Below are 24,678 nucleotides of genomic sequence, written 5' to 3' on the forward strand. Positions count from 1 at the left end.
GGGACAGCTGGCAATCTACCGTGGAACGGTGAGAAGAAAACCGATTGAGCTGGCGGCCATTGCAACCGCGGCAGTCCCCGGACTGACGCCGACGGCCGTTAGTTCTGCACCGGATGATCCCGCGGACTTCGACTCGGCCCTGCTCCTGGATTCAGAAGGCAAGCGCTGGCGGGTCAGGTCGCCGCGGCACGCGGAGGCCAGCGCCCGGCTGGAAACGGAGTTCCTGGTGCTGCGGGCCTTCGCTCCGGCCGTGCGGGCCGAACTGCCCTTCCTCATGCCCACGGTAGCCGGCAGCGTACGGCTGGGAACCTTAAGCACCTTCGTGTACTCGCACCTATCGGGCACCACGCGCAGCGTTGAGGAATTGACGTCCGGTCCGGGCAGCGTCGCCCGCGAAATCGGTACCGCCCTGGCTGCCATCCACGACCTGCCCCGGTCTTTGGTGAGCAACGCCGATCTCCCCAGCTACACCCCCAACGAGTTCCGCCAACGGAGGCTGAACGAGCTGGACCAAGCAGCGACCACGGGTAAGATTCCGGCCGCGCTCCTGCGCCGCTGGGAACACGCAATGGAGGACGTGTCCCTGTGGCGGTTCAACCCCTGCGTGGTCCACGGCGACCTGCACGAAGACAACCTGCTTATCGAGTCAGGGCGGGTCACGGCGGTCACCGGCTGGACAGACCTGAGGATCGGTGACCCCGCGGACGACTTCGCCTGGCTGGTGGCTTCGAATGAGCAGGACTTCGTTGATGCAGTTCTGAAGTCCTACACCTCCGGCCGCCGCGACGCCCCGGACCAGCACCTCCTTCGCCGGGCTGCATTGTCAGCGGAGTTTGCGCTGGCACAATACCTGGTCAAGGGGCTTGCAGCTGGTGATGAGGCCATGGTCAGCGAGGCAGAAGGCATGTTGGAGAGCCTGGCCGGCGACATCGCCGAGTTTGGTGGGCAGCCAATAAGCGTCGAACCCCTTCCGGACCCCGCAAGCCGGGACAATGCGGAAGCGGCTGCACCGGCGTCCTCGGAGAGTACCGCGTCGACCGCCGTGCCCACCCCGGCACATTCCGGGTCCTCCCCCGCCGTCACGGTTGTTCCGGTCCCGGCAGAACCGGCAAAACCGGCAGCGCCCGCACAGCCCGCCGTGCATGTGACTCCCATCCCGGTGGAGGAGGCACCCGACGCCGAGGACGGGGCGTCGACGACCCAAGGACCTGATGACACCTCCACCGCCGCCATCTCGGTCATAAACGTCAAACAGGGCTGAGCCGCACCGGGACGCACGCCGGCTGCGCGCAAAGTAAACCCGCGCCTCACGTCCGGGCGAGGGCGCGCGACACTATTCCTTCCAGCTCGGCGGCCGACCCGAGGTCGTGCGGCCGCACCACGGCGTTGTCCGCCACATAGAAGAACGCAGCCCGCACGTCTTCCAGCGGAACGCCTTTCAGGCGTGCCCAGGCAAGCCGGTACACGGCAAGCTGGATCGAACGGGTCTTCAGCTGCCCGGCTGACGGGCGGCGGCCGGTCTTCCAGTCCACCAGGTCCCAGCGGCCGTCGGCGTCCTGGAAGACGGCGTCGACCCGTCCCCGGACAACTACGTCACCCACCCTTGTTTCGACCGGCACCTCAACGAAGGCCGGGGACCTGTCGGCCCATGGGGATGCCTTGAACGTGGCCACCATGTCGTCAAGGTCGTACGCAGCATCGATGTGATCGTCCGACCCCGGCGCCTCGCCGAGGTCAAGCATCCCCGCGGTTCCGAAGTACTCCTCCACCCAGGCATGGAAGGCCGTGCCCTTTCGCGCCGACATGCCCGGTTCGCGGGGAACCGGCCTGCGCAGCCGCCCTACCACTGCTTCAGGGTCCTCCCCGAGGTCCACGAGGGTGGAGGCGGAGATGTGGGTAGGCAGGTGAACCTCCTGGCCGCCTGACCTTCTGGCCCTGCGTTCCAGCAACAGCGCAGCTTCCCTCGCCCAGCCGGCGGCCGCTCCCGTGAGCAGCGGCCCCCCGCCGTTCCGGGGCACGCCCGCTCCGCTGGATTTCCCGGACGCCTCCGGCAGCTCCACGCCGGCCTCCAGCAGGCCCAACACCCGCCCGGCCGCAGCTTCCATGGCTGCCCTGCGGCCACGTGACATGCGGAGCCGCGCACCGGTCCGCGCGTCCGTCGGACCCTCCAGCGGGTCATAGGGCCACACCGCTTCTTCTGTCTCCAGCGTCAGCGGGCTTTCTTCCGGAAGGGCAGCCTCTTCCAAGGACAACCGATGGATCACAGCGGCAGCCTGAAGTTCGTTGCCGGCCGGCTGGGTCAGTGGTGCAAGCTCCGCCAGGAAGGGGGACATCTCGGCCCGGCCGGCGCGAGAACCCACCCAGGCGGCGCTCGATACCCACAGCACATGCTTGGCCCTTGTGTAGGCAACGTAGGCAAGCCGTCGTTCTTCTTCTTCCCCGTGGGCCTGCACCGCCGCCTTGAAATCTTTCTCAGCATCCAGCCACCCCTTTTGGTCCGGTTGTTCCACGTCCCACTGGGGAAGGTCCGCCCGGTCTCCGCGCAAAGGCCAGGGAAGGGCAGCCGACCCGCTGCTCCAGCGGGAATCCCTGTCGCTCGGGAAGGCTCCCGCGTTCAGCCCGGGCACGAAGACAACGTCCCATTCCAGGCCCTTGGACGCATGGACGGTCAACAGCTGGACTGCTTCCCGGTTCACGTCGCTGGCAGGTGCTTCCAGGCCGTTCTCCTCAGCGGAGGCAGCCTCCAGCCATGACAGGAAGGCGAGGATATCCACCCGTTGGGAGGTTCGGAGGAATCCCGCCGCGGCGTCCTGGAAGGCGTCGAGGTTACGCCGCGCCTGATGGATGCTGATCCCGGGCCGTGCCGCCACCTCGATATCCAGGAGCATGGCCCGTTCCACTTCACCCAGGAGGGTGGTGAGGTCATCGCCAAGGTAACCGCGCAATTGGCGCAGTTCCGCCGACAACCGGGCAAGACGCGTGCGGGCCGGCGCACCAAGGGTCCGTCCGTTCGACGACGTCCATCCGTCGCGCGGCAGGAAGTCCAGGGCTTCCACGAGGCTGGCGCCGTCCGTGAGGTCACTTTCCAGGACCGGCCCCTCACCGGCGTCGCCTTCGTTGCCGGTGACGGTGTCGGTGTCGGTGTCCTCGAGGTTGAGCCCGGCGGAGGCTTTGCCCCGGTTTCGCGCCAGTTGGCTGGACCAGTCCCGCAGCGCCATCAGGTCCGCGGGACCTATGCGCCACCGTGCACCGGCCAGGAGCCGCATGAGGGCATCGGAACGGCCCGGGTCCGCAAGGACTCGCAGGGTGGCGACGAGGTCTACGATCTCGGGGGTGTCCAGGAGCCCGCCAAGGCCCACGATTTCGTAGGCGATGCCACGGGCCTCGAATTGCCGGCGGATGGTTTCCATCTGGGCGCGCCTGCGGCACAGCACGGCCAAGGCAGGGGCAACGGCGGTTCCGTCCGCCGTGGCTTCGAAGTCTGTGACCTTGTACCTCAGGACGTCCTCGGCCAGCGCGGCGGCCTCCTCGACGTCGCTGGCGAAGCGTCCCAGCACCACTGCTCCATCGACAGCGTGGGGGCTGGGTTGCAGCGGGGGCACTTCGGCCACGGCCGCCGTCGCTCCTGCCGGCCCGCGCCTGGCGGCCGACAGGCCAAGGGACTGGGACATGACGTTTGCGGCAGCGAGGATGGAGCGGCCGTTCCGCCAGGCTGTGGTCAAGTAAGAGGTTGGGGCGGGCGCCCAGCCCGACCCCGTGCCGGTTTCAGCGGTCCGGACGGGAAATTCACGGACGAAGTGGAACAACTGCCCGGCGGAAGCGCCGCGGAACCCGTAAATCGACTGGTTGGGGTCGCCGACTGCCGTGACCGCATGGCCGCCGCCGAAAAGGCGGGAAAAAAGTACCAGTTGCGCGTACGACGTGTCCTGGAACTCGTCGAGCAGGACAACCTTGTACCGCTGCCGCTCCATCGCGGCCGCCAGGGGAACCTCCTGCGCCACTTTCGCGGCGAGAGCCACGAGGTCCCCGAAATCGAGGGCGCCGCGGGCACGTTTCGCCGCAGCGTAGCGGCCCACCATATCAGCGACGCTCGCCCTGGTCCGCAGCATTCCGGCAAGCTCCGCCGCTGCCTGCGGCGGGTTCTTCTTCTTGTCTGCCAGATACGGCAGGGACTCGAATTCCGAGAGGCGCGCCATCAACCAGGCTTCGACGTCCTCGGGTTCCTGGAGGTGTTCGGCGCACTCCCCCGCCAGTTGGATCACGGCCTTCACCAGGGTGGACTTCGCCGCCCGGAAGTGGGCGTATTCGCCGTCGTAGGCCTCAACCACCTCACTTGCCAACTGCCATGCCTGCGCGCCGCCAAGCAATACCACATCGCGTTCCACACCCAGCCGGAGGCCGTAGTCCGAGACGATGCCGCTGGCGAAGGAATGGTACGTGGACACCTTGGGTTCCAGTGCGTCGCTGCTGAGCAGGCCCTCCGGAAACATCCCGCCGCCGGCGTCCTTTGCGGCAAGCCGCTGCAGGGCCAGCAGCTTCGACCGGATCCGGCTGGCGAGCTCGCCGGCAGCCTTCCGGGTGAACGTCACCCCCAGGACTTCCTCGGGCGTCACCCAGCCGTTGGCCACCAGCCATACCACCCTGTCCGCCATGGTGGCGGTCTTTCCCGAACCCGCCCCTGCGATCACCAGCCGGGGCGACAGGGGGGAAGAGATGATTGCCGACTGCTCCGGCGTCGGGATGTTCTTTTCGCCGAGCAGCACGGACAGCTCTTCGGGACTGAAACGGGATGTGGCGGCCTCCCCTGCAGTCAGGACCTCCATCGGGTGGCTCATTCGGTGACCTGCCTTCCACGGGCACACAGCGGACATACTTCGGGAAGCCGGCAGCCATGGCCGCCGTGGCTGCCCTTGGCCGGATCGTGCCGTGCGACGAATTCGCTGCCACCCATCACGGCGGCCGCATCCTTGACCATGTCCAACGCCCAGTTTTCCTGCGGGTCCAGAGGCTCCTGCTGCTGGATGGACGGGTTCTTGGCCCCGGTGCCGAGCTGCGCCAGGATGGCACCGCCGGACAAGCCGTTCCCCTGCGGGCCGGCCTCGAAACCCCCGGCGACCACCGCTGCCTGGTATGCACCAAGCTGTGGATGGCTGGAGAGCTCACCCTTGCCGGGCTGCCTCTTGCCGGTCTTGAGGTCCACCACCACCAGGCGGCCCTCGCCGTCGACCTCCAGCCGGTCAACCTGCCCGCGGAGCACTGCATCGCGCGGCGCCGCTGCGTCCACCACCACGTCCCCAAGGGCGACATCGAAGTCCTTTTCCACGCCCAGCAGGCTGCGGCCTTCAGCCCTCATGGCCACCACATACTGCGCCAACTTCCGCACCATGGACTCGGCGCGCTGAAAATCCAGCCGCCCTTCCCAGTTATCCTTCATCCCCAGCGCCGGCCAACGGCGCACCAGCTCCGCAACGTACTCGGAGCCGGACGCTTCCGGCATGTCCTGGGCGATCGCGTGCACAAGGGTGCCAAGGCTGCGGGCAAAGTCGGTGGCCGCCTCGCCGCCCGCCGCCTGGACGAACCAGTCCAGGGGCGACTTCTGCACGGTCTCCACCTTGGACGGGGACACGAACACGGTGGACCCCGGCGGCACCACGGCCTCGGAGGAGCTCAGCGGAGCCAGCCCCCACCAGGTGTCCGGGTGGGCACCGGCGACCGCAGGTTCGGCGGCGGCCAGGCGTGCCAGCACTTTGGCCGCCTCCTCCCTGTGCGCGGGATCCGCAGCATCGGATTGGGCATATTGCCGGAGTTCGGCGACCAGGGCACGCAGGGTCATGGGCCGCTCGACCTGGGTGAAAACGCGCCCCTCCTGCCCCGGTTCCAGTGGTGCGACGAAGTCCAGGAAGGATGACGGTTGGTCGTCTTCCGATGAGACGGCGGTGCACACCAGGAGTTCGCGTGCCCGCGATACCGCCGTGGAGAAACTGCGCAGTTCGTCATAGCGGATATCCCTCAACCGGCTCAACGGATCCCGTTGGAGCGCATACTCCGGTCCGTGTTCCACGGCGTCGGCGTACAGGGTGCTGCCGAGCAGTTCGCCGCGGAGCCTGGTATTGGGCCACACACCCTCCTGCAGGCCCGCAATGATGACGACCGGCCATTCGCGGCCCGCGGCGCTGGCCGGCGTCATCAGTTCAACGGCGTCATCCAGCTGGGCGCGGGCAGCGAGGGTGTCCATGGGAAGCTCCTGGTTCAGCAGGTATTCCAGGAACTGCTCAGGGCCCGCGCCGGGCATCTGGTCCACATACCGCTCAGCGGTGTGGAAGAGGGCCATCATCGCGTCGAGGTCGCGGTCCGCCCGGGCCCCGTGCGGACCGCCCGACAAGGCAGTTGACGTCCAAGCGGGGGCGAGGCTGGTGGAGTTCCACAGAGCCCACAACACTGATTCGGCATTGGCGCCGGGCAGGGCGGCTGCCGCGCGGCCGGCCTGGATCATCCTCGCGGTTCGCCGCGCTGCCCGGCCTTCAAGGCCCAAGGCGCCGAGCGCCCCGGGCTCGAGCAGTGCCTCGACCAGGAGGACATCGCTGGCTCGCCCGCCGCCACCGAGGAGTTCCTCCCGGCGGAGCGATTGCCGGAGCCGGCGGAGCTCGATGGATGTGGCCCCTCCGATCCGCGACGTCAGGAGGGCCACGGCGGCTTCCGGCGTCAGGAGGTCCGGATCCAAGGCAATGGCGAAGGCATCCAGGAGCGGCCGGACCGCTACCTCGTCCCGGACCGCGGATTCAGCCACGGGGACCCGGACCGGGATGCCCTGCCCGGACAGGTACCGCTGCAGCTCGCTGACCTGGCCGCCGTTGCGGACAATCACCGCCATGTCGCCAAGTCCGCGGTTGTGGTTGATGTGCTGGTCAAGGATTCTCTGGGCAACATAGCGCAGTTCATGGACTGGTGTGGGGACCAGGTGGGCCTCGACACGGCCGGCCGGGACGTTGTCTTCGTCGTGCGCCGGGCCATCGTTCCGGGCCGTCCGGCCGATTGGCTCCAGCCGCCGCGCCAACTGGCCGCCGGCACGTTGCGAGATGCGGCCGGCAACACTGAGCCACGACTCGGCGACGGCGGGGGCCAGGCCGTGCGCGTAACGGAGCGGACGTTCCAGGACGGGATCCTGGGCGGCCAGGAGCCGCGGCAGTTCAGCAACGAGGTCCGGCCTGGCGCCACGGAATCCCTGGACTACGGTGTCCGGAGACGACGTCACGTAGCAGTCGCTGCCGGCCCCGATATCGGCCAACAGTTCAAAGATTGCGGGGTTGGCCTCCTGGATATCGTCCACCAGGACCACCTGCAGGCGGTCACGCTCGGCCGCGAGGAAATCGGGGGCGTCCTGGAAGATCTGGCGGGCGGCTGTGATGATACCGGCGGGGTCGAACGCTTCCGGCATTCGCAGGTCCAGGACGTCCCGGTACTCCGCGTAGAGCGCTGCAGCCGCTTTCCAGTCCGGACGACCGCACTGGTCCGCCAACCGGGAGAGGTCCTCGGCCGTGCGGCCGGATTCAATGACGCGGTCAAAGAGTTGCCGCACCTCCTGGCGGAAACCGCGGGTTTCCAGTGCCCGGTCGAGATCGGCCGGCCACGGCAGCTCAAGGCCGGGGATCCTGTGTCCTTCCAGGAGCTCCTTGATAATCAGGTCCTGCTCCGGACCGGACAGGAGCCGGGGTGGCCTCGAGAGCTGGATGACGCCCTCGGCCTTGGCCCGCCGGATGAGGTCGAATGCATAGGACGCCCAGGTCCTGGCGGGAGTGGTGCTGAGGCTACGGTCCAGGCGGGCGGTGAAGCGGTCCCGCAGGAAGTCTGCGGCAAGGCGGGTGGGCGCCAGGATCAGCATGCGTTCCGGATCCACCCCGTCGCGGAAGACGCGCTGGACGGCTGCCTCCACCAGGACGGTGGTCTTTCCCGTGCCCGGTGCACCGGGTACCAGGACTGGCCCTGAACCCTGCGCAACATCCACCGCTGCCTGCTGGTCCGGCGTGAGCTGGATTGCTTCCGCATGCGCCCGGCGGGGCGGGAGCAGCCGAAGAGCAGGGGTACCGGAAAATGCACCCTCTTGGGCCTCCTGCCTTTCCTGCCGCGGGGCCAAGGGGCCGTTCAAGGGGATTGTTACTGTCACAAACTCATTCCATCATCAGCCACCGACAATCTCCGGAGCCTGCGCTCCAACTCCCCGGCGGCGGCATCGATCCGCTCAAAATCCTCGTCGGTGGGGGCCCAACGTGCCGCAGCCAAATCCACGCGCCACCGTCCTTCCCCTGTCCGGAGGTACGCCGCATGGTCTCCCTTCAGCGGGGTTCCCTCCTCGAGGTAGCGGTACAAAGCCTCGGCTTCGTGGCCTTCGGGGGCATGCCCGCTCGCTTTCAGGACGCGCCACCAGGGCACACCGCTTCCGAAGTGGCTCATCACCGAGCCCACCTGCCGGGGCCCACCGGACCCCAGGAGCTCGGCGACATCCCCGTACGACACTGCGGATCCCGGCGAAACCAGCCTGACAACGGCAAGGACCGCCTGGACATACTCTTTCCGCATTGATCCAATGTAGCGGCAGTGGCGTTCCACTAAATTGTCGGCGGGTCCCCTTAGCGTTGAACCATGAGCTCCTGGCATACCCTCCCCCGCGCAGCATTTGACCTTGAAACCACCGGCCGTAATTCGCGTGCGGCCAGGATCGTCACGGCGTCGATCACCGTGGTGGACCAAGAAGGCGGGGTCATCAAGGAGCACGAGTGGCTGGCGGACCCGGGTGTGGAGATTCCCACGGAGGCCAGTGATGTCCACGGCATCACCACCGAGCAGGCGAGGCGGGACGGCCGGCCGGCCCATGAGGTGACGCGGGAGGTCGCCGCCGTCCTGCAGGAACTCTTTGACTCGGAAATCCCGGTCATCGCGTTCAATGCCAGCTACGACTTTACGGTCCTCGCTGCGGAGTCGGCGCGGTACGGGGTGCCGCAACTCCACCGCTTCCCCATCCTGGACCCATACATCATGAACAAGCAGGTGGACCGGTACCGCAAGGGCAAGCGGACGCTCACCGCCCTCTGCGAGGAATACGGTGTGAACCTGGACAATGCTCACACCTCCGCCGCCGACGCTCTCGCCACCCTGCGCGTGCTCGATGCGATGGCCGGGAAGTTCCCCAAACTTCAGATGCCGGCGGGCAACCTGCACCAGCTCCAGATCGAATGGGCTACGGCCCAGGCCGCGGACTTCCAGAACTACCTCCGCAAGACCAAGCCTGCGGCCGTGATCGAGGGAGACTGGCCTGTCCTGCCGCCACAGGATGCTACGGCCGGAGGCTTCTAGGCCGCTCCTGCCGCCTGCCGGATTGGGAGGCATGTCACAGTCACGTTGCTTAATGAAAGTTCCCCCTCAGGTCGGCTGATCCTTCGTTCGCGTGGCCGCCTGGCGCTTTGATCACTCCATGAATCCTTCCACGGCTGATCATTATTCGGCCAAAAAGTCATGGAGCAGCACTTTCTTCATCCCACTGCCCCTAATCGCGCTGGTGAGACAATAAAGTTTTGCGGTCACCGCCTGCCCAGCCCGGCTGGACCAGCGCCGGGAGCAGGTACCAGGCGCCACAGCGCAGCCCTGCGGCCCGGTCGACTTAGGACTCAATGAAAGTGACAACCTGATGAAAATCAAAGCGATGAAGTGGCTCACAACCGCTCCTGTTGCCCTCGCCCTTGCGGTTTCGCTCGCGGCGTGCGGTGGCTCCTCCCAGCCGAGCGGCACCCCCACCGACGCCCTGAAGGGCAGCGACCAGCAGACGCTGGACAAGTACACCACCGCGGACGTCACGGCGATCGACAAGATCGACAAGACCAAGCTCGGCCTCATCACCGAGGGCACCCTGCGCGTCGGCACCCTCTCCGATGCCCCGCCGAACATCTTCATTGACCCTTCAGGCAAGTTCACCGGCTACGACAACGAACTCCTGCGCGCCATCGGTGACAAGCTGGGCCTGAAGGTCGAGTTCGCCTCCACCGATTTCTCGGCCCTGCTGTCCCAGGTGGCCAACAAGCAGTTCGACGTCGGATCCTCCTCGATTTCCACCACGGACAAGCGCCGTGAGACGGTCGGTTTCACCAACGGCTACGACTTCGGCTACATGGCCGTCGTCACCAAGAACGATTCCAAGGTCAAGGGCTTCGCCGACCTCAAGGACGGCGTGCGCATCGGCGTGGTCCAGGGCACGGTGCAGGACGACTATGTCACGAACACCCTGGGTCTTGAGCCGGTCCGGTTCCCGGACTACAACACTGTCTACGCCAATGTGAAGTCCGGCCAGGTTGACGCCTGGGTGGCACCCTCGCAGCAGGCCACCGGGCAGGTCAAGGACGGCGACAACACCAAGATTGCCGAGAAGGTGGTCAACACCCAGAACTTCACCGCGTACGCAGTGAACAAGGACAACAAGCCACTGATCGACGCCCTCAACGCGGGACTCGACGCCGTTATCGCTGACGGCACGTGGACCAAGCTCACGGCCCAGTGGTACACGGACCGTCCCACGGCTGCCGAGCAGACCCCGCAAGGCTGGAAGCCGGGCAGCAAAGCCGTCCAGGTTCCCGCGAAGTAACCCGGGCGTTCCATGGATATCCTCAAACTACTCTCCGATACCTTCCTTGACTGGAATGCCATCGGCGCCGTCCTGCCCAAAATGTTCGCCGTCGGGCTTCCGAATACGCTCGTTTTGGCCGTCTCTTCCGGCGTCATCGGAACAGTGCTCGGCATGCTGCTTGCCCTGATGGGGATCTCCCGGAACGCCGGGGCCCGCTGGGTCGCGCGTATCTACACGGACGTGCTCCGCGGGCTGCCGCCCATCCTCACCATCCTGGTGATCGGGCTGGGCTTCGGGCCGATCGTCCGGCAGTGGACCGGGTCCACCAGCCCCTACCCGATGGCAATCGCCGCGCTGTCCCTGATGTCGGCCGCCTACATCGGCGAGATCTTCCGCTCCGGCATCCAGAGCGTGGACAAGGGACAGCTCGAAGCCACCCGTGCCCTGGGGTTCGGCTACGGCCCGGCCATGCGCCTGGTGGTCGTGCCCCAGGGTGTACGGCGGGTGCTTCCGGCCCTGGTCAACCAGTTCATCGCGCTGATCAAGGAGTCCTCCCTGGTCTTCATGCTCGGGCTGCTGGCCAGCGAGCGGGAAATCTTCCAGATCGGCAAGGACGCGGCGTCCACCAGCGGCAACCTGTCGCCCTACGTCGCTGCGGCTGTCTTTTACCTGGTGCTCACCGTTCCGTTGACGCACTTCGTGAACTGGATCGACAGGCGCCTCCGCACCGGACGGCCGGAAAAGAAAGAACCGGACGAAGCTGCAGCGGTCGTCGGGAAGGGAGCCCAGGCATGAGCGAGTTCACGTCCGGAACACTGAGCGCAAAGAATATCCACCTGTCCTTCGGCAGCAACCACGTGGTGCGGGGCATTGACCTGCACGTTCCGCAGGGCACCACGGCTTCCGTCATTGGCCCTTCGGGGTCGGGCAAGTCCACCCTGTTGCGGGTCATGAACCGGCTGATTGAACCGGACCAGGGGGACATCCTGCTGGACGGCCGTTCGGTCCTGAAGGACAACCCGGATGAACTCCGGCGCCGGATCGGGATGGTGTTCCAGCAGTTCAACCTGTTCCCGCACAAGACGGTGGTGGAGAACGTCTCGCTTGCCCTGCGGAAGCTGCGCAAGCTCTCCAAGGAGGAAGCGCGCGCCGAGGCCCTGGAGCAGTTGGACCTTGTCGGGTTGAAGCACAAGGCTGATTCCCGGCCCGCCAACCTGTCCGGCGGGCAGCAGCAGCGCGTCGCCATTGCCCGCGCGCTGGCCATGAAGCCGGAGGTGATGTTCTTTGACGAGGCGACCTCCGCGCTGGACCCTGAGCTGGTCAAGGGCGTGCTGGCCCTGATGGCGGACCTCGCCAAGGGCGGCATGACCATGGTGGTTGTCACCCACGAGATGGGTTTCTCCCGCAACGTGTCCGACGCCGTGACGTTCATGGACGCCGGCGTGGTGGTGGAGTCCGGCCCTCCTGAGCAGGTCTTCACCGAGCCACGGACGGACCGGCTGAAGGGGTTCCTCGCCGACGTCCTGTAGGCAGCCCGGCAGGCACGGACCAAAAAACCCCGCCTTCCGGACTTTTCCCCCTCGTACGCAGGGGGGAAAAGTCCGGGAGGCGGGGATTGTCCGTTTAACGGCCGACGGCGGTCCTAGGCCTGGGCGGCTGCGGCCGCCTTGGCTGCGGATGGGAGGGCGTCGTAGATCCGGTTCATGGCGTCGTCGTCGTGCGCGGCCGAGAGGAACCATGCCTCGAAGACCGAGGGCGGCAGGTAGACCCCGGATTCCAGCATGGAGTGGAAGAACGGGGCGTAGCGGAATGTTTCCTGCGCCTGGGCGTCGGCATAGTTATGGACACCATGGGCGGAGGTTCCGAAGGCCACCGAGAAGAGGTTCCCGGCGAACTGGATGGAGTGGTCCACCCCGGCCGCATCCAGGGCGGTGGAAACCGCAGACGACAGTTCCAGCGAGCGGACGTCGATGAAGGAGTAGACATCCCGCGTGGCGTGGGTCAGGGTGGCGACGCCGGCGGCCATCGCCACCGGGTTTCCGGACAGCGTACCGGCCTGGTACACGGGGCCGGTGGGCGCTAGGTAGTCCATGACATCGGCACGGCCGCCCAGGGCCGCCGTCGGCATTCCGCCGCCGATGACCTTGCCGAAGGTGAGCAGGTCCGGGGTCCAGGGTTGCTCGGCGTCGGGGGCGCCGCCGGTGAGGCCCCAGTAGCCGGAGTAGCCGGTGCGGAAGCCGGTCAGGACCTCATCGACAATGAGGAGCGCGCCGTGCTCCCGGGTGATCCGGGAAAGGCCCAGGTTGAAGCCCTCGGCGGGTGTGACAACGCCCATGTTGGCCGGCGCGGCCTCGGTGATGACAGCTGCGATGTTCTGTCCGTGCGCGGCGAAGGCTTCCTCGACGGCCTGGAGGTCGTTATAGGGCAGCACCAGGGTTTCGGCTGCGGTGGCTTCCGTGACGCCGGCGGACCCGGGCAGGGCGAGCGTCGCCACGCCGGAGCCGGCGGCGGCCAGCAGTCCGTCAAGGTGGCCGTGGTAGCAGCCGGCGAACTTGATGATCAGGTTGCGGCCGGTGAAGCCGCGGGCCAGCCGGACCGCCGTCATGGTGGCCTCGGTGCCGGTGGACACCATCCGCAGGCGTTCGACGGCGGGCACGCGTTCCTGGACGATGGCCGCCAGGTTTGCCTCATCAGGCGTGGACGCACCGAAGGAAAGGCCACGGTCGACGGCGGCGTGGACGGCATCCAGCACGGCCGGGTGGGCGTGGCCCAGCAGGGCCGGTCCCCACGAGCAGACGAGGTCCACGTATTCCTTGCCGTCGGCGTCGGTCAGGTAGGGGCCTTTGGCTGAGACCATGAACCGAGGCGTGCCGCCGACGGAGCCGAAGGCGCGGACCGGCGAGTTGACGCCGCCCGGCATCAACTGGCGGGCGCGGTCGAAGAGTGCCTCGTTGCGAGGATTGCTGGAAGTCATGGTTCCTATTCTCTCAGTTAGCCGTAAGCACGGTTAGCCGGCGAGCAGCTCGGCCACCCGGGGCGCCACCGCCGTACCCATCAATTCGATCGAGCGCATCATGGCCGCATGCGGCAAAGGCCCGTTGCTGTATTTCAGGTCGAAGCGGTCCACGCCCAGGTTGCGTTTGAGCCGCACGATCTTTTGGGCCACCGTCTCCGGCGAGCCGACGTAGAGGGCGCCCTCGGCCGAGCAGAGGGCATCGAACTCGCCGCGGCCGGCCGGCCCCCAGCCGCGCTCGGCACCGAGCTTGTTGCGCAGCTTCAACCAGTGCGGGAACAGCTCTTCGCGGGCCTGCTCATCGGTGTCGGCCACATGGCCGGGCGAGTGCGTGGCCATCTGCTGCATCGGGTGGCCGTACTTGGCCATGGCCTCGCGGTAGAGGTCGGCGAGGGGCCGGAAACCGCCCGGCTGGCCGCCGATGATGGCGAAGATGATGGGGTAGCCGTACTGGGCGCACCGGAGGACGGATTCGGGGGTACCGCCCACGCCGATCCAGGTGGGCAGGAGGTGGTGTTCCAGCGGCGGGTAGACGCTCAGGCCGGCGAGGGCCGGGCGGGTGCGGCCTTCCCAGTGCACAGGTTTCTGTTCGCGGACCTTGTCGAACAGCTCGAGTTTCTCTTCGAACAGGACCTCATAGTCGGCCAGGTCCAGCCCGAACAGCGGGAAGGATTCGATGAAGGATCCGCGCCCCAGCATGACTTCCGCCCGGCCGTTGGAGATTGCGTCCACGGTGGAGAAGCGCTGGAACACCCTGATGGGATCGTCCGAGCTCAGGACGGTCACGGCAGAGCCCAGGCGGATGCGGGTGGTGCGTGCCGCAGCGGCGGCGAGGAAGACTTCAGGTGCGGACACGGCGTAGTCCTTGCGGTGGTGCTCCCCCACACCGAAGGCGTGGAGTCCGACGGCGTCCGCCAGTTCAGCCTGTTCCAGCAGTTGGCGCAGGACCTGGGCATGCGGTTGCGGGCTGCCGTCGGGGGACTCACCCACGTCGCCGAAGGTGTTCAGGCCCAGGAGGATGCGGTCGTCCCCCACCGGCGCGGTGGGTCCCGCCGCCTGGGCGGCCGTCACCGGGATTCCTTGAGCCAGCCGGCCAGTTCGGCGGCCCAGTACGTGAGGACCATGTGGGCGCCGGCCCGGCGGATGCCGAGGACGGACTCGGTGATGGCGGCGCGGCGGTCGATCCAGCCGTTGGCGGCTGCGGCCTCGATCATCGCGTACTCGCCGGAGATCTGGTAGGCGGACACGGGCACGGGGCTCATCGCGGCGACGTCGGCCACGATGTCGAGGTAGCTCATGGCCGGTTTGACCATGATGATGTCCGCGCCTTCAGCCAGGTCCAACTCCACTTCGCGGAGGGCTTCGGTGCGGTTGCCTGCATCCATCTGGTAGGTCCGCCGGTCTCCCTTGAGCTGGGAGTCCACGGCTTCCCGGAATGGTCCGTAGAACGCCGACGCGTACTTGGCGGAGTAGGCGATCACCGACGTGTTGAGGTGGCCGGCGTCGTCAAGGGCTGAGCGGATGGCGGCGATCTGGCCGTCCATCATGCCGGAGGGGCCCAGCATGTGGGCGCCGGCCTCAGCTTGCGCCACGGCCATCCGGGCGTAGATTTCCACGGTGCGGTCGTTGTCTACGTACCCGTCGGCGTCGAGCACCCCGCAGTGTCCGTGGTCGGTGAATTCGTCCAGGCAGACGTCGCTCATGATCACCAGGTCGTCGCCCACTTCCGCGCGGACGTCCCGGATGGCCTTGTTCAGCACACCGTCCGGATCCAGGGACGCCGAGCCTTCGGCGTCGCGGGTTTCCGGGATGCCGAAGAGCATGATGCCGCCCAGGCCGAGTTCCACCGCTTCCGCCGCGGCCCGTTTGAGCGTGTCGGTGGTGTGCTGGACCACGCCCGGCATGGACGTGATGGGGTTGGGTTCGGTGAGGCCTTCCCGGATGAAGGCCGGGAGGATGAGTTCGGCGGGCGCGAGCCGGGTTTCGGCGGTCAACCGGCGCATGGCGGGGGTGGTGCGCAGGCGGCGGGGGCGTTGGTTGGGGAAAGTCATGGGTCCTGTCCTTCGCGTGGTTCATCAGGCTTTTGGGGAGCGGGGAGGCGGGCGGGCCGGTCAGGGCGGGTTGAGGGCCTTCGCGACGGCGGCAACCAGCCCGTCAGGGGTGGGCTCGTCCGCCACCGCAGCCACGTCCAGGCCGAGCGCCACGGCCTGCTCCGCCGTCGACCGGCCGATGACGACCAGCCGGCAGCCCGGGCGGCCCGCGAGGGCTGAGAGGCGTCGCACAGCGCTGGGCGAGGCGGCTATCGCCGCATCGATGCGCCCCGCGGCGATCTCCGCCGCGGCGCCTTCCGGGGTGAGGAGGGAGTACGACGGCGGCTGGTGGCGTGCGCCGCCGTCGTCCGCTTGGACGGCGAGCCGGCGCTCTGCTGCCGCCGGGTAGTCCACGGTGCGGTAGGCAGTGACCGTCGTGACATCGCCCCCTGCCGCCCGCAGGCCATCGGCCAGTGTGGCAGCGGCGATGTCGGCCTGCGGCAACAGGATCCTGCCGCCTCCCGGCCAGACGCCCAGCAGGCCCGCTGCCGACTGCTCTCCGGCCGGAACAAGGGAAAGGGTGAGGCCACCGGATTCCAGGAGCCTGCGCGTCGCCGGACCGATGGCCGCGATGCGCGTGCCTTCAGGGACCAGTCCGGCCAGGCCGAAGCCCCGGTCTGCGGCTTTTTCCAGCAGGACGTGCACGGTGGTCGCGCTGCTGAGCACCAGCCAGTCAAAGGCGCCGGCGGCCAGGGCATCGCAGACGACGTCCACCGCGTGCTGGTCCGGTGCCCGTTCGAAGTCGATCAGCGGCAGCAGAACCGTCTCGGCGCCTGCCCTTTCAAGGGCGTCCACCAGGGCGGCGGCGCGTTCCGGGCTCCGGGTGACCAGCACCCTGGCACCGGCCAGGGGTCCGCCGCCGGACGGTTCACCGCTGCGCGGCGTGTCCGGTCCGGGGCTCGGCGAAGGCTGCGTCATCGCCAGGTCAGGACGCCTGCAGGTCAGCGATGTCGGCGGCTCCGGCGGCGAGGAGGACCTCAGCCAGCTCAATGCCCAGCAACGTGGCGCCGACTTCCGTCAGCCCGTCCGTGGCCCGTTTGTCCCGTACGGTGGCGGTGCCGTCCACGGCGCACACAACTGCTTCGAGGTGGAGCATGCTGCCTTTTCGGTAGGCGTACGCACCGACCGGTGCGGCGCAGCCCGCTTCGAGCCGGGCCAGCAGGGCCCGTTCGGCGGTGACCGCCAGGCGGGTGTCCGGGTCATCCAAGGCTGCAAGCGCCTGGGCCAGCACCTCGCGGGACCCTTCGGTGGCACCCGGTTTCGGCGGGGCATCGGCCGTGCGGCACTCGATGGCCAGTGAGCCCTGCCCGGCGGCGGGGAGCATCACGTCCGTTTCGAGGTATTCGCTGACGCTGTCCAGCCTGCCGATGCGTTCCAGTCCGGCGGCGGCGAGGACCACCGCGTCGAGGTCACAGGATTTTCCGGGCACCACCTGGTCAGTGGAGTTGCCGGGCAGTCCGGGCACGCGGCCCAGCCGGGTGTCCACATTGCCGCGGATATCGATGATCTCCAGGTCGGGCCGGGCAGCACGCAACTGCGCTGCCCGCCGCGGCGAACCGGTGCCCACCTTGGCTTCCGCCGGCAGGTCGGCCAGCTTGAGTCCGTCGCGGGCGCACAGGACGTCCCGCACATCCACCCGCCGCGGCGTCGCCGCCAGGCTCAGGCCCACGGCTGCGCCTGTGGGCAGGTCCTTGAGCGAGTGGACGGCGACGTCGCACTCATCGCGCAGCAGCGCATCACGCAATGCTGCAACGAAGACGCCGGTGCCGCCCATTTGCGACAACGATCCGGTGAGGACGTCACCGTCGGTCCTGATGTGCACCAGTTCCACCGGGAAACCCCCGACGGCGGCCAGCTGGTCCGCGGTCTGCCGGGTCTGGGTCAGCGCGAGCTTGCTGGCGCGGGTTCCGATCCGGACAGTCACTGCTGTGCCGTTTCCCCGGCCGTCCCCGCGGGATAGGGGTCGTGCCCGGTTCCCACTGTGGTGTCAGCGCCGGAGATGGTGGGCTTTTCGCCACGGAAGTTGGCGCAGCAGCCGGGCCGGCACACGTCGTACCAGGGCCCGAGATCCGTCACGGCCGGGCGGTCGCTGATGTTGTTCGCCACGGTCCGCTCGCAGATGAGGTCCACGAGGCCGTCGACGAACGCGCGGTGCGTGCCGGGAGTGGGGACGCGGGTGGCGGCCAGTCCGAGGTTGGCGCAGGTTTCCATGGCTTCGGTGTCCAGGTCCCAAACGACTTCCATGTGGTCGCTGACGAAGCCCAGCGGCACGATGACGATTCCCTTGACCCCTTGGCCTGCCAGTTCCTCGATGGCGTCATTGATGTCCGGTTCCAGCCACGGAACATGCGGGGCGCCGGAACGGGACTGGTACACCAGGGACCACGGAGCGGCCAGGCCGGACTCCGCCTTGACCCGGTCCATGACCGCGGCGGCGTTGGCCAGGTGCTGGGCCACGTACGCCGAGCCTTCCTCGAACTCGCGCGGCTCGCCCTCGGAACGGCCGGCAGCCTCGGCGTCGCGGGTGGGGATGGAGTGGGTGGCGAACAGGACGTGGACGGGAGCCTCCGGGGTGCCTGCGGCCGCCAGTTTGGCCAGGACGTCCGCCAGGCCTGCGGAGGTGCCCTCGACGAACGGCTCCACGAAACCGGGGTGGTCGAAGTACTGGCGGACCTTGTCCACTTCCAGCCTGCCGTCCAGGCCGGTTTCGGTCAGGGCCATGCCGATGTCCTCGCGGTACTGGCGGCAGCTGGAGTAGCAGGAGTAGGCACTCGTGGTGAGCATCAGCACGCGGCGGTGGCCGGCGTCGTACGCTTCCTGGAGTGTCTGCGGGATGTAGGGCGCCCAGTTGCGGTTGCCCCACAGGACGGGAAGGTCGATCCCCCGGGACGCCAGCTCGGCCTCCAGGGCTGCCTTGAGCTCGCGGTTTTGCTGGTTGATGGGGCTGATGCCGCCGTTGGCCCGGTAATGGTGGGAGACCTCTTCAAGCCGTTCGTCCGGAATTCCGCGGCCGCGGGTGACGTTGCGCAGGAACGGAATGACATCGTCCTGGCCTTCCGGTCCGCCGAACGAGGCGAGCAGGACGGCGTCGTAATTCTTTGGCGCCATGCGTCCGGCTTCCGTGACGGGGTTGACCGCTGCCTGCGGATCCAGCGGGCTCATGCGAGGACCTCGGCAACCTCATCGGCGGTGATCCGGCGGCCGGTGTAGAAGGGCACTTCTTCACGGACGTGGTTGCGTGCCTCGGTGGCGCGCAGGTGGCGCATCAGGTCCACCAGGTCCACGAGTTCGGGCGCTTCCAGTCCAAGGATCCATTCCCAGTCCCCCAGCGCGAACGAGGAAACGGTGTTGGAGATTACCTGGGGGAACTCCCGGCCCAGGAGTCCGTGCTCCCGGAGCATCGCGCCGCGCTCCTCCTCCGGCAGGATGTACCACTCGTAGGAGCGGACGAACGGGTAGACACAGAGCCATTCAGCCGGCGCGACGCCGCGCGAGTAGGCGGGCGTGTGGTTCTTGGCGAATTCGGCCTCGCGGTGGACACCCATGGCGGACCAGACAATCTCGGTCCCGGCAAACAGGGTGCTGCGGCGGATGTCGCGGATGGCCTGCTGCAGCGCCTCGGGCTTGGGCCCGTGGAGCCACACCATCACGTCGGCGTCGGCACGCATGGCGGAGACGTCGTAGCTGCCCCGGTGCGTCACGCCCGCCTCGGCGAGCCGCTCCAGCAGGGCTTCGAAGTCGGCGGCAGCGTCTGCGCTGCGGACCACCGACGCCGACCGCTTGAAGACCGTCCAGAGGGTGAAGAACTGCTCGGCTGATTCTTCGGTTTTAGTGACAGATTCGGCAGAAGTGTGGCTCATGGTTACCAGTTTGCCCCTTCACCGCCACCAAGTGGAAACCGAACAGTTCTACAACTCGTAGAAGTGATTAATGTCACATTATCCCGCCCCGCGGGTCAGGCTGCACGGCGTTTACAACCGGCGCATGCGCAGGAACACGAGGCCGGCGGCGGTCCCCACGCCGACGAGCCCGACTCCCAGCCACACCATGGCATCGGGGACACCCGGCAGGGCCTCGATGGACGAAACCGGGCGGCCCGGACTTGCCGGGACTCCGGCCGCCTGCGCGGTGCGGGCTGCCGGGGACGGCTGGGCGCCCGGCTGCAGGGCAGTGCTGGACGGCAAGCCAGTCGACGGAGCCCCGCCGGTTTCCGGACCGGCAGCAACCGGCGCCGTACTCTCCTGGCCTGCTGCAGCGTCACCGGCGGCCGTGCCGGGCGTTGCTGCTGCGACGCTGGATCCCGTGCCCGGATCGACAGCTCCGGGCGCGGGAGGGACCGCCGCCTGGGCAGCCGCCGGCGCTGCTGGGGACGCCCCTGCCGCGGAGCCGGACGCCGCGCCGGCACCCGTGGACGCGGCAGGTGGCGGGGCGGTGGCGGGGGCGGTCCTGGCGGACGACGGCGAAGAGGATGGCGAAGGAGTCGACGACGGCGCAGGGGTGGTCGGCATGGGGGTCCGCGCGGCCGGGGACAAAGGAGTCCCGGAGGTGGTCGGGAGCGGAAGATCGGGAAGCAGCGCGGACAGCGGGCCTCCCGCCGAAACGGCGGCGGACGCTGTTGTGCCGGCACTCAGCGACGCTTCCGCCGTGGGATCCTGCGGCGGGACTGCGTCCTCGGCCAAGGACGCCTGGACGCCGGTGGAAAGAACCAGTACCGCTCCGACGGCCGCTGCTGCGGTGCCTCGCCGGAGTCCCCCATGGATACCGGTCCGGGACATTGGAAGCTCGGACCTGTGTTGAACCATAGTCATCGACCCTAACCAGAACGCCGGCCCGATTGAAAACCGGGAACTGCCCGGCCGCAGGTTCTGGACGGGGGCGTCAAGGCGCCCCGACGCGCTGACCAGCAGTGATGGTCAGGCGCCGGTCATCCGGCCAATTTGTTCCCGGGTATCGGCAACAACGGCAGCCAGGCCGTTCCCGGCCATCCAGCCGCCGACGACGGCCAGGCCGCCGGCAGCCGTGCACGCCTCCCGGATTGCTGCCGCCCGCGCCCGGTGTCCCACCGCGGCGAAGGGGAGGGACCCGCGCCACCGCACTACGTCCCAGTCCCGGATGTCGCCGGCCGCGACGGGAACGCCCAGCAGTGCTGATGCGTCGCGAAGCGACGCCGCGAAGAGCTCCTCATCGGAGTCCGGGCCGCCCGGCTGGGCGGAGGCGCCGTCCACCCGGCCGTAAGACAGCCGCAGCACGTGGCGGCCGGGGCCTGCAGCGGCGGCGAGCCAGTCCCATTTGCCGGTGGCATGGGTGAGTGCCTTCGCCTCGACGCCTGGGGTTTGCGGGGCCACCAGGATCCCGGTTCCGCGTGGCCGCCGGTCCAGGTCCGGCTGGTCCAGCACCAGGGTGACAAGTTTGACGTCAGGCCCGGAGGCCGGCTGCTTCCCTGCGATCGCAGGGACCGCAGCTTCCAGGAGCCCGACGGCGGCCGGACCGTCGACTGCCATGACCAGCAGGTCGCCGGTGAACGGCGCGCCGGCGGCGTCCACCCGCCACCCTGTAATGGTGCGGCTGACGGCTGTCGCCGCCGTGCCCGCCAGCAGGGTCACCCCCCGCGACCGCAGATCGGCCACCAGGGCATCCACCAGCGTGTGCATGCCACCGTCAAGACCGGCGACGGCGGACCCGGCCTTGGCGGGACGGCCCGGATCGGTGGCTCCCGCACCGATTGCGGGCCGACGCTGCGCAGACACCGCGGCAGCGAGGGAACCGTGATTCCGCAGCCCGGTTCGAAGGCCCGGCGCCACCATGTCGACGTCGAGCAGGCCGGGATCCGCGGAGTGGACACCGCCCACGACGGGGGAAACCAGCCGGTCCAGCACCCGCGCGCCCATCCGTGCCCGGACGAGGGCGGCAACGCTGGTTACGCCGGTACCGGCACCCACCGAGGCAGGCAGGAGCCGGTCCAGCGAGGCACGCAGCGAGCCCATGATGCCCAGGGTCCGCCGGACCTCCGGGTCCCAGGGGTTGGCCGGAATGCCCAGCACGCCGGTCTTGGGCAGTTCGCGGGGCCCGTCGGGAAGCTGGACCCAGGCACCGCCCGGGCGTGGGGAAACGATCCTTCCGCCCAGTCCCAGTTCGGTGGCAAGGCGGGCTACGGCGTCGGACCTTGTGGCGAAGGATTCCGCACCGCTGTCCAGCGTGAGGCCGGACACGGTGTGGCTGCCAACGCAGCCTCCCCAAGCGTCACCGGCCTCGAGCACGGTGACGTCAAGGCCGGCTGTGGCGAGCTCCCGGGCGGACAGGAGCCCGGAAATCCCGCCGCCCACCACCAGCGCCGTGCCGGGCTTCGCCGGAGAACTGCCCACGGGTTACGCCGGCGGGATGGAGTGGATGAGCTCCACCACCCGGGTCAGGACGGCCGGATCCGTTTCGGGCGGCACGCCGTGCCCCAGGTTCAGGACATGGCCGGGGGCGGCGGAACCGGCCGCGATGACCTCCCGGACGTGGGCTTCGAGGATGTTCCAAGGAGCTGGGAGCAGCGCGGGGTCGATGTTGCCCTGCAGCGGAACCGTTCCGCCCAGCCGGCGGTTCGCCTCATCAAGGGGGAGCCGGTAGTCCACCCCCACCACGTCCACGCCAACGTCACGCATGGCCACCAGGAGTTCGGAGGTTCCGGTGCCGAAGTGGATGAGCGGAGCACCGAGGTGGCGGACGTGGTCAAGGGCCCGGGCCGAGGCCGGTGCGACATAGCGGGTGTAGTCGGCCAGGCCCAGCGAGCCGGCCCATGAGTCGAAGAGCTGGGCCGCCGAGGCACCCGCCTCCAGCTGCGCCTGGAGGAACATGCCGGAGGCGTCTGCGGCCCAATTTGCCAGGGCGTGCCAGGTTTCGGGGTCGGCGTGCATCATGGTGCGCGGGCCAAGGTGGTCGCGCGACGGCTTTCCTTCGACCATGTACGCGGCCAGCGTGAAGGGGGCGCCGGCGAAACCGATGAGCGGCGTCTTGCCCAGTTCAGCCACCGTCAGGCGGACGGCCTCGCGGATGGGCTCAAGCGCTTCCCAGGTCAGCTGCGGGAGGGCGGCAACGTCGGCGGCCGTGCGCACGGGCTTGTCCAGGACGGGCCCCACCCCCGGCACGATGTCGACGCCGACGCCGGCCAGCTTCAGCGGAATCACGATGTCGGAGAAGAAGATGCCGGCGTCGACGTCGTGGCGTCGTACGGGCTGCAGCGTGATCTCCGAGGCCAGTTCGGGCCGGAGGCAGGAGTCCAGCATGGCGATGCCCTCGCGGACCTTGAGGTACTCCGGCAACGACCGGCCCGCCTGCCGCATGAACCAGACGGGACGGCGGGAGGGTTTGCCTCCGCGGTAGGCCGTGATCAGCGGTGAGTCCGCTGTGCGGCCGTCCATCAGTGGATGGTCTGCGGCGAGGGCGCCGGCAGCGGAGACGGCAGGGCTAGGAGTCATGCTTTTGATTGTGCCCAAAAAGAGCCGCAAAAGATAACGACAACCTGTCGCCGTGCGGCCCTCGCGACGGGAAGGTGTCCGGGATCACCGCAGGGTGTGGCGACTATCCTTTCCGGCGGTTGTTCTACCGGGCAACGAAAAAGCTATGATTGGTCTGCTGTGGTTCTTTTCTCATTGGTGGCTACACACGCCGACATCGATCTTGAAACCGTCGCTCAGCTGAGCAACGGTTCCTCAGGGATTGCCGCGTCCACCCTCATCGAATCCCCCGCCGTGGCCGGCGCCGTGGTCCTGGCCACCTGCAACCGCTTCGAAATCTACGGTGAAGCCCCCAACGCTGCCGACGTCGAGGCTGCCCGCGCCGCCCTCGTCGCCCGCATCAGCGAGGCCAGCGGCTTGGCTGAACCCTTGGTCTCGCGTTCGTTCAATACCCGCACCGGGCCCGAGGTGACCCAGCACCTGTTCGCCGTGAGCGCCGGGCTTGACTCCGCCGTCGTCGGTGAACGCGAAATTGCCGGGCAGGTACGGCGCGCACTGATTACCGCACAGCACGACGGCACCGCCAGCGCCGGACTGGTCCGGCTCTTCCAGGCCGCGTCCAAGACCGCCAAGGACGTCGGCGCCCAGACTGCCCTGGGGTCCCGCGGCCTCTCCATTGTCTCGGTGGCGCTGGATCTTGCCACCGACCTTTCCGAAAGCCCCGACTGGTCTGCGAAGAAGGTAGTGCTTTTCGGAACCGGCGCCTACGCAGGCGCCACCATGGCCCTCCTCCGCGAACGCGGCTGCACGGACATCAGTGTCTACTCGTCTTCAGGGCGGGCCGAAGGATTCGTGGCAACACGCGGCGGCACGGCGCTGGACGCCGAGTCCCTGCGACCGGCGGTTGCTGCGGCTGACGTCATGATTGGCTGCAGCGGTTCGGACACCCGGGTGGAAGCCGATGAACTGGCCGAGGTCCGTGCGGATTCCACGCAGCCGTTGATCGCCATCGACCTTGCCCTCACCCACGATTTCGACCCCGCCGTCGGCGAACTGGACGGCGTCGAGCTGCTCACCCTGGAATCGGTGCGCCTCGCTGCCCCACAGGAGCAGGCCGAATCGCTGACGCACGCAAGCGGCATCGTCAACGGCGCCGCCAGGGCGTTCGAACAGGAACGCGAAGCCCGCTCGGTGGACTCCGCCATCGTTGCCCTGCGCCGCCACACCATGAACGTGCTGGACGCGGAGATGGAAAAGGTCCGGGCCCGCCACGGCTGCACCGCCGCCGCGGAAGAAGTCGAATTCGCGCTCCGACGGATGGTCAAGCAGCTGCTGCACGTTCCCACCGTCCGCGCCCGCGAACTTGCCGCCAACGGGCAGCAGGATGACTACGTGGCCGCTTTGGAAGCCCTGTACGGCATCACCGTCGAGCAGCCCGGAGCCGCTCCGGCCGCAACCGCGGAGGCCGAATGCCCGGTGGACCACACAGGCCGCGAAACCGCCTGACGTCCCGGCAGCAACGCCCGC

General features: G+C 68.3%; 19 protein-coding genes. 6 read left to right on the forward strand and 13 right to left on the reverse strand.

The window, feature by feature from the left end; genetic code table 11:
- Positions 1–28 precede the first annotated feature (28 nt).
- Positions 29–1,261, forward strand: coding sequence for a macrolide 2'-phosphotransferase (locus tag AC4EEV_RS04110; RefSeq protein ID WP_491330208.1), 1,233 nt, complete (start codon positions 29–31; stop codon positions 1,259–1,261).
- 46 nt (positions 1,262–1,307) lie between these two features.
- On the opposite strand, the gene AC4EEV_RS04115 is transcribed toward AC4EEV_RS04110, so the two are convergent.
- The 3 genes from AC4EEV_RS04115 to AC4EEV_RS04125 are packed head-to-tail and all read right to left on the reverse strand — an operon-like array spanning position 1,308 to position 8,574.
- Positions 1,308–4,823, reverse strand: coding sequence for an ATP-dependent helicase (locus tag AC4EEV_RS04115; RefSeq protein WP_491330844.1), 3,516 nt, complete (start codon positions 4,821–4,823; stop codon positions 1,308–1,310).
- Positions 4,824–4,831: 8 nt separating this feature from the next.
- On the reverse strand, positions 4,832–8,131 hold the full coding sequence (locus tag AC4EEV_RS04120; protein WP_491330845.1) for an ATP-dependent helicase: 3,300 nt from the start codon (positions 8,129–8,131) through the stop codon (positions 4,832–4,834).
- Between the two features lie 26 nt (positions 8,132–8,157).
- Positions 8,158–8,574, reverse strand: a complete 417-nt coding sequence (locus AC4EEV_RS04125) for an MGMT family protein (protein ID WP_109863756.1) — start codon at positions 8,572–8,574, stop codon at positions 8,158–8,160.
- A 63-nt stretch (positions 8,575–8,637) separates the two neighbouring features.
- Between AC4EEV_RS04125 and AC4EEV_RS04130 the strand changes: the two genes are divergently transcribed.
- The 4 genes from AC4EEV_RS04130 to AC4EEV_RS04145 all read left to right on the forward strand — a co-directional run bounded on the left by AC4EEV_RS04130 (position 8,638) and on the right by AC4EEV_RS04145 (position 12,138).
- Positions 8,638–9,348 (forward strand): 3'-5' exonuclease, encoded by a 711-nt coding sequence (locus tag AC4EEV_RS04130; RefSeq protein WP_109863755.1) that lies wholly within the window; start codon positions 8,638–8,640, stop codon positions 9,346–9,348.
- Positions 9,349–9,679: 331 nt separating this feature from the next.
- Positions 9,680–10,627 carry an ABC transporter substrate-binding protein gene (locus AC4EEV_RS04135; RefSeq protein ID WP_491330209.1) on the forward strand — a complete coding sequence of 316 codons (948 nt, stop codon included), beginning with the start codon at positions 9,680–9,682 and terminating at the stop codon, positions 10,625–10,627.
- A gap of 12 nt (positions 10,628–10,639) precedes the next feature.
- Complete coding sequence (locus AC4EEV_RS04140) at positions 10,640–11,404, forward strand: amino acid ABC transporter permease (protein WP_018760270.1); 765 nt, start codon at positions 10,640–10,642, stop codon at positions 11,402–11,404.
- On the forward strand, positions 11,401–12,138 hold the full coding sequence (locus tag AC4EEV_RS04145) for an amino acid ABC transporter ATP-binding protein (RefSeq protein ID WP_491330210.1): 738 nt from the start codon (positions 11,401–11,403) through the stop codon (positions 12,136–12,138). The genes AC4EEV_RS04140 and AC4EEV_RS04145 overlap by 4 nt, the downstream gene beginning before the upstream one ends.
- Positions 12,139–12,251: 113 nt before the next feature.
- Here the strand turns inward: AC4EEV_RS04145 and hemL are convergent, their stop codons facing one another.
- From hemL to hemE, 10 genes are all read right to left on the reverse strand, one after another.
- A complete protein-coding gene (gene hemL, locus AC4EEV_RS04150; RefSeq protein ID WP_491330211.1) occupies positions 12,252–13,583 on the reverse strand; it encodes a glutamate-1-semialdehyde 2,1-aminomutase in 1,332 nt (443 codons plus the stop codon).
- A 33-nt stretch (positions 13,584–13,616) separates the two neighbouring features.
- Entirely contained in the window at positions 13,617–14,693 is a 1,077-nt protein-coding gene (locus tag AC4EEV_RS04155; protein ID WP_491330212.1) for an LLM class flavin-dependent oxidoreductase, read from the reverse strand.
- Positions 14,690–15,673 (reverse strand): porphobilinogen synthase, encoded by a 984-nt coding sequence (gene hemB / locus AC4EEV_RS04160; protein WP_133830998.1) that lies wholly within the window; start codon positions 15,671–15,673, stop codon positions 14,690–14,692. The genes AC4EEV_RS04155 and hemB overlap by 4 nt, the downstream gene beginning before the upstream one ends.
- A gap of 60 nt (positions 15,674–15,733) precedes the next feature.
- Entirely contained in the window at positions 15,734–16,630 is an 897-nt protein-coding gene (locus AC4EEV_RS04165) for a uroporphyrinogen-III synthase (protein ID WP_491330213.1), read from the reverse strand.
- A 7-nt stretch (positions 16,631–16,637) separates the two neighbouring features.
- A complete protein-coding gene (gene hemC, locus AC4EEV_RS04170; RefSeq protein WP_018760276.1) occupies positions 16,638–17,636 on the reverse strand; it encodes a hydroxymethylbilane synthase in 999 nt (332 codons plus the stop codon).
- Positions 17,633–18,874: a ferrochelatase gene (locus AC4EEV_RS04175; protein ID WP_109863749.1), complete on the reverse strand. Its 1,242-nt coding sequence runs from the start codon at positions 18,872–18,874 to the stop codon at positions 17,633–17,635. Before AC4EEV_RS04175 ends, hemC begins: the two co-directional genes overlap by 4 nt.
- Positions 18,871–19,572 carry a hydrogen peroxide-dependent heme synthase gene (gene hemQ, locus AC4EEV_RS04180; RefSeq protein WP_018760278.1) on the reverse strand — a complete coding sequence of 234 codons (702 nt, stop codon included), beginning with the start codon at positions 19,570–19,572 and terminating at the stop codon, positions 18,871–18,873. Before hemQ ends, AC4EEV_RS04175 begins: the two co-directional genes overlap by 4 nt.
- Positions 19,573–19,683: 111 nt before the next feature.
- Entirely contained in the window at positions 19,684–20,487 is an 804-nt protein-coding gene (locus tag AC4EEV_RS04185) for a hypothetical protein (protein ID WP_491330214.1), read from the reverse strand.
- Between the two features lie 138 nt (positions 20,488–20,625).
- The gene (hemG, locus tag AC4EEV_RS04190; protein WP_018760279.1) at positions 20,626–22,074 is read right to left on the reverse strand and encodes a protoporphyrinogen oxidase; all 1,449 of its coding nucleotides are present in this window, start codon (positions 22,072–22,074) and stop codon (positions 20,626–20,628) included.
- Positions 22,075–22,077: 3 nt separating this feature from the next.
- The gene (gene hemE, locus AC4EEV_RS04195) at positions 22,078–23,172 is read right to left on the reverse strand and encodes a uroporphyrinogen decarboxylase (RefSeq protein ID WP_133831002.1); all 1,095 of its coding nucleotides are present in this window, start codon (positions 23,170–23,172) and stop codon (positions 22,078–22,080) included.
- Positions 23,173–23,331: 159 nt separating this feature from the next.
- On the opposite strand from hemE, the gene AC4EEV_RS04200 reads away from it, so the two are divergent.
- Positions 23,332–24,657 (forward strand): glutamyl-tRNA reductase, encoded by a 1,326-nt coding sequence (locus AC4EEV_RS04200; RefSeq protein ID WP_109863744.1) that lies wholly within the window; start codon positions 23,332–23,334, stop codon positions 24,655–24,657.
- The last annotated feature ends 21 nt before the right edge of the window (positions 24,658–24,678 follow it).

The organism is Pseudarthrobacter sp. MOO14 (assembly GCF_058267675.1).